Source organism: Rhodopseudomonas palustris (assembly GCF_003591005.1).
GTDB lineage: Bacteria > Pseudomonadota > Alphaproteobacteria > Rhizobiales > Xanthobacteraceae > Rhodopseudomonas > Rhodopseudomonas palustris_K.
Genome location: NZ_QYYD01000061.1, coordinates 1 through 2,500 on the forward strand (window position 1 = coordinate 1; position 2,500 = coordinate 2,500).

Here is a 2,500-nt window from a genome sequence, read left to right on the forward strand (position 1 = left end):
GGGGTCTTCGGGCTCCGGGCTGTTTGACAAGTGAAGATGAAGAAAGAGAAACGTGGACGGCGGAGTCCTTGCGGGTCTTGGTTGTTGAAGCTTCGGCTTTGACGATTGGGGCCGGACGAAAGACTTCGGCGGATACACGTTTCAAGGAAACACCATGTTCGTTTGCGCTGTGAAGCGCGGCGACGAGTGTTGGTCTTTGATCTTCGGATCTGGGACCGATGCAATGGTGGGACCTCGTCAAACGTTGTGATCAGCTGGTTCAAAGTTTCAAGTCCAACTTGAGAGTTTGATCCTGGCTCAGAGCGAACGCTGGCGGCAGGCTTAACACATGCAAGTCGAACGGGCGTAGCAATACGTCAGTGGCAGACGGGTGAGTAACACGTGGGAACGTACCTTTTGGTTCGGAACAACTGAGGGAAACTTCAGCTAATACCGGATAAGCCCTTACGGGGAAAGATTTATCGCCGAAAGATCGGCCCGCGTCTGATTAGCTAGTTGGTGAGGTAATGGCTCACCAAGGCGACGATCAGTAGCTGGTCTGAGAGGATGATCAGCCACATTGGGACTGAGACACGGCCCAAACTCCTACGGGAGGCAGCAGTGGGGAATATTGGACAATGGGGGAAACCCTGATCCAGCCATGCCGCGTGAGTGATGAAGGCCCTAGGGTTGTAAAGCTCTTTTGTGCGGGAAGATAATGACGGTACCGCAAGAATAAGCCCCGGCTAACTTCGTGCCAGCAGCCGCGGTAATACGAAGGGGGCTAGCGTTGCTCGGAATCACTGGGCGTAAAGGGTGCGTAGGCGGGTCTTTAAGTCAGAGGTGAAAGCCTGGAGCTCAACTCCAGAACTGCCTTTGATACTGAGGATCTTGAGTATGGGAGAGGTGAGTGGAACTGCGAGTGTAGAGGTGAAATTCGTAGATATTCGCAAGAACACCAGTGGCGAAGGCGGCTCACTGGCCCATAACTGACGCTGAGGCACGAAAGCGTGGGGAGCAAACAGGATTAGATACCCTGGTAGTCCACGCCGTAAACGATGAATGCCAGCCGTTAGTGGGTTTACTCACTAGTGGCGCAGCTAACGCTTTAAGCATTCCGCCTGGGGAGTACGGTCGCAAGATTAAAACTCAAAGGAATTGACGGGGGCCCGCACAAGCGGTGGAGCATGTGGTTTAATTCGACGCAACGCGCAGAACCTTACCAGCCCTTGACATGTCCAGGACCGGTCGCAGAGATGTGACCTTCTCTTCGGAGCCTGGAGCACAGGTGCTGCATGGCTGTCGTCAGCTCGTGTCGTGAGATGTTGGGTTAAGTCCCGCAACGAGCGCAACCCCCGTCCTTAGTTGCTACCATTTAGTTGAGCACTCTAAGGAGACTGCCGGTGATAAGCCGCGAGGAAGGTGGGGATGACGTCAAGTCCTCATGGCCCTTACGGGCTGGGCTACACACGTGCTACAATGGCGGTGACAATGGGATGCTAAGGGGCGACCCCTCGCAAATCTCAAAAAGCCGTCTCAGTTCGGATTGGGCTCTGCAACTCGAGCCCATGAAGTTGGAATCGCTAGTAATCGTGGATCAGCATGCCACGGTGAATACGTTCCCGGGCCTTGTACACACCGCCCGTCACACCATGGGAGTTGGCTTTACCTGAAGACGGTGCGCTAACCAGCAATGGAGGCAGCCGGCCACGGTAGGGTCAGCGACTGGGGTGAAGTCGTAACAAGGTAGCCGTAGGGGAACCTGCGGCTGGATCACCTCCTTTCTAAGGATGGGTCTTCAGTCTTGTTTGCTCTTCGGAGTGATCAACTATCGACCTGTTTTAGAAACATCAGGGTCTCTAAGTCATACGAGACCCATTGGCGGGATTTCGCCGTCTTCGTTTCTCTTTCTTCGCGGACGAACACGCGCCTGGGGTGCGCAGTTGATCGGGTCGGGCCTTGGTCCACCGATGGATTGCTGCGGCCTCACGTGCTGAGGGCTTGTAGCTCAGTTGGTTAGAGCGCGCGCTTGATAAGCGTGAGGTCGGAAGTTCAAGTCTTCCCAGGCCCACCACTCATCAAAAGCGTTGCTTTCGTCTTCTGGTACGGGGCCATAGCTCAGCTGGGAGAGCGCGTGCTTTGCAAGCATGAGGTCGTCGGTTCGATCCCGTCTGGCTCCACCAGATGGTGATCATCAGACCCGTGTTTGTGCCTCGCTGCTGTCATTCGGATAGCGCGATGGACATCGTCCGCAACTTGTATTCGCCGGCCTGTGCGCTGCACGGCTTGGCGGGTTAATTGACATCGTAAAGAGGAGATCGATCCGAGTTCGGATCTGCGGAGCAATCTGCGGAGGCCGTTCGCTTATCTCCGGAGCGTTTTCGGCGCCTGCGCATCGCAAGATGCAGCCATCGCAAGATGGTCAGGTTGTAAAACGCTTCATGTTGACGACGCTTGACCGCATCGTCATCGGTTCGATCTTACGAAGCAATAACTGGTCTTTCTAATCAGTGTCCGTTTG

At 55.0% G+C, this 2,500-nt stretch carries 2 tRNA genes and 1 rRNA gene; all 3 read left to right on the forward strand.

Annotated features, from left to right (window positions below):
* Positions 1-274 precede the first annotated feature (274 nt).
* The 3 genes from D4Q52_RS25880 to D4Q52_RS25890 all read left to right on the forward strand — a co-directional run bounded on the left by D4Q52_RS25880 (position 275) and on the right by D4Q52_RS25890 (position 2,162).
* Positions 275-1,763: ribosomal RNA gene (locus D4Q52_RS25880) — 16S ribosomal RNA — on the forward strand.
* Between the two features lie 213 nt (positions 1,764-1,976).
* Positions 1,977-2,053: transfer RNA gene (locus D4Q52_RS25885), tRNA-Ile, on the forward strand.
* A gap of 33 nt (positions 2,054-2,086) precedes the next feature.
* Positions 2,087-2,162 (forward strand) — tRNA-Ala (locus tag D4Q52_RS25890).
* Positions 2,163-2,500: the final 338 nt, after the last annotated feature.